The organism is Candidatus Infernicultor aquiphilus (assembly GCF_002784285.1).
Classification (GTDB): Bacteria; Atribacterota; Phoenicimicrobiia; order Phoenicimicrobiales; family Phoenicimicrobiaceae; genus Infernicultor; species Infernicultor aquiphilus.
Window position 1 is genome coordinate 1 of sequence record NZ_PFKO01000355.1, and the last position, 3,538, is coordinate 3,538.

Below are 3,538 nucleotides of genomic sequence, written 5' to 3' on the forward strand. Positions count from 1 at the left end.
AATAAGTCAGACTTCCAGAAAATTCACTGGCAAAGGCAGCTAAAGCAGAAAATAGCACCAGAATAAATACTACCAGAAAAATATTTCTTTTTGAACTCATATTCTCTTCTCCTTTTTCATATGATGTATTTTTTTATGTAGGGGGCGGATTTATCCGCCCCGGGTTATGCAGACACAAGGTTTGCCCCTACAAATTATCTCCTGAATTCTGATTCCTTCTTTCATAATTATACGCTATACGCTATCAGGGCGTATAGCAATACGCCCCTACTAAATACTATTCTAAAGTGTCGGCTTCGATAATGTCCTGATACTAAAAAAATCGGAGGCTAATTCTATATTATATTCTATTTCTTTTATCACTATTTTGGTCTTTTTATTTTCCATTAGATCAGTAAATTCTATCTCCATCGGAGTAATTTTCCCCTGATCATCAATCTTGATATTAACTATTTCTAGGGTTTTGGTAAGTGTTTCACTGGTATCATAAAATTCTACGTTTTTAGCATAAAATTTTTCTTTATCCACACTGAGAATGATCTTCTTATAAGAAGTGTCTTCCCCGGTGGGTATAATTTCTATCCGATATTCTTTTTCTGTTTCCTGCAGTAATTTTTTTTCATTATCCTTATCTTCATAATCCATACTCATATCTTCATAGGATAGACCGGTTCCCATAAATTCATCACCCTTCGAGCTTCCGGCAATTCTTCTCGGTTTATCATAAGCCGGCATATATAGATATATCTTCTCACTACTGTTAAGATTCAAAAGAGTTACCCCTTTTACTGATTTGGGGGAGAGAAATCTCACCAGGGAACTGGTTTTATCTCCCTCTTCTTTTTGGGAGAACATTAACATCTCCCTTACTTCCTCTTTCCCTTTCTGGTCAATTAAGGTCATTTCGGAAATAGTTTTTTGGGTGGTAAAATCAGGTGACCTTTCATCCATTTTATCTATGATTTCCTCTACAGTTAAAGTTTGAGCCGAAATAATATGGATAGAAAACAATAAAATAAGTAGGGTTAAAATAAAAATCTTATAATTTAATTTCACTTCTTTCCTCCTCTTTAAGTTTTATATTATTTAATAAGATAGGGAGTAGAGTCAATGTATAGATTACACTTAAAATCATTACACTCCCGATAAGTTTACCAAACACGGCCATCATTTTAATTTCTGAAAAACCAAGTACAAAAACTCCAGCAGCCACGGAGATAGAATTAAAGACAATTGCCCGTCCAGTCCCGGTTAAGGTGATTTTCATAGCCTCAATTTTTGATCTTCTAGTCAGTTCGTTTTTATATCGAGAAATATAATGGATGGTATAGTCAATTCCTGCTCCTATAGCAATGCTGGCCACCATTATACTGCCTATATTTAAATCAATATTTAAAAGACCCATTGTCCCAAAGGCAGTAATTATAGTTAGAGTAATAGATATCATAGCTAATAATCCCACCATAAGAGAACCAAATTGAATCATTAGCATGATCGCTACTGCAATAAATGCTATGATCATGCTCTTTACCTGCCCTTTGAATAAACTGTTATTTATTTTATCGCTAATTACTGGAATTCCAGTAAGTTGGAAAGAGACTTCAATATCTCCATTATTATCGGGGGAATAGATGGCTTCATCCATTAAGTACCATAAAATATCTTTTTCCTCATCTTTTAGGTTTTGTCCGGTAAGTTTCTCGGTCGAAAGCTGGGCAAATCTTACTTTTTCTCTATTTTCTACAATTATTTTAGAGTCTTCTAAGATCCCCAGAAGGTAAACGGCGTCATCTGGAGATAATTTTATTTTTTCTGTTAGGTCTTTTATTAGATCATCTGGAGATTTATTATCTCTTGTATAACTGGTAAGTATAGGGAGTAAATCTATCTTTTCTATGCCTAAATCTTCAATCTCTAATGAAGATACATTTAAGATTTCATTGCTAAATTCCTCGCTATCCTTTTTAAACTCAGAGCCAGGAGTGCCGGCAATTTTTATAAGTTCTTCTTTTAATTCCTCTTTATTATTTAGTTTAACACTTTTTGCCTCTAAAGAAGATATAATTTCCTCGACCAGGTAAGCATAATATTCTGGTTTTGCTTCTTCATTTATTTTGGAAAGTTCTGTTTTTCTAACTTGTTGGGGGATATTTTTTATAAATTCTCTCATTTGATTGATAGCTTGATTAAGGGCAGTAGAGGTCATATCTTTGGTCCTAATCTGCATTAAAGTTTCATCATTCTGTTCGCCAATCATATTGGCAATATAGGCATTATCTCCGGCCAAAAACCATAAATTATCAATTTTATCTTCGTTAGCTGGAATTATATTCTTGTTCTCCATAGCATTATTAAGCTGAATTAAAAAGTCGGTAATTGACGAGGGTTCACCCAGAGCAGAAAGTTGTTTTGAATAATCTTCAATCTTTTTCATCTGTCTTAATACATAAGGATTTTTTACATTTTTTGATTGGATATAGACGTAAAGGTAATCTGTTCCTCCAAATTTTTCATTGAAATAATTCATAGTTTTTATTATCTTGCTTTCTTTACCCAATCTTGATTCCATTGATGATTCAGTTTTAACTCTGGTGCTAAAAGCAATAGAAATTATCCCTATTATTAATATAGAAATTAAAATTACTTTCTTTTCTTTTAATATTGATTGGCTGACTAATCGCAAAAGTCTGGTAATTACATCATTGGCTTCATAGGAAAATTTTTGATGGATTTTTACTGGCGGAAAAATAGTAAAAAGTGACCCTAACAAAAAAGTTGCCAGCACAAAGGCAAAAAATATTCCCAAAGTGGAAAAAAATCCAAATTCAGTCATAGGCCTCACGATAGCAGCGGTGAGCGATAAGAATCCAGCCATAGTAGTAATTGCGCTCATAAAAATAGGAATAAATATATTTTGTATGGTCGTATTTACTGCTTCCAAAGGCTTAAGATGGTGCCTTTCTTCATAATATCTACTTAAAAAATGTATACCATAGGCGGTGGCTAAGGATATCATTAATACCGGCATGGCAGAAATCATCATCGTAACACTTTTACCGCTTGAGGCTACAAATCCCAGGACCCATAAAGAGGAAAGTAGTGCCACCAGAAGTGGTAAAAATACTCCCAAAAAACTTCTGAAGCAGAAGTAAAGAATTAAAAGTATAACCATAGCAGCAATAATAGCTAATCTCATCGTGCCCCAAGAACTTTCAGAGATATCAACAGTTATAAGAGGCATACCAAAGTAATATACCTGTAAAGTTTGACCTTTTAAAGGCTCTATTATATTCTCCAGTTCCTTTTTAAGTTCTTTTCCTTCTATCCCTTTTTTTGTTTCGATCATTACGAGAGCAACATTTCCATCTTCGGAGATAAATTTTCCTCTTACCAGACTATCACTTAAGAGAGAACTTTTAAGTTCTTTTGCTTCCTTATCACTCTCTGGAAATACTTCTACCAAATCTTTTACCTCGATCCCTACGTCTGTGGCAATAATTTTAGGCATGTTTAGAAAAGAATTTACCGATTTTATAAA

2 protein-coding genes are annotated in these 3,538 nt (G+C 33.6%); both read right to left on the reverse strand.

Features of this window, described 5'->3' with window-relative positions; genetic code table 11:
- Nucleotides 1–282: 282 nt before the first annotated feature.
- Nucleotides 283–1,056 carry an outer membrane lipoprotein-sorting protein gene (locus COZ07_RS09995; RefSeq protein ID WP_406608419.1) on the reverse strand — a complete coding sequence of 258 codons (774 nt, stop codon included), beginning with the start codon at nt 1,054–1,056 and terminating at the stop codon, nt 283–285.
- Nucleotides 1,040–3,538: RND family transporter (locus COZ07_RS10000; RefSeq protein ID WP_406608420.1), on the reverse strand; the 2,499-nt coding region annotated here is incomplete at its 5' end. The genes COZ07_RS09995 and COZ07_RS10000, both read right to left, overlap by 17 nt.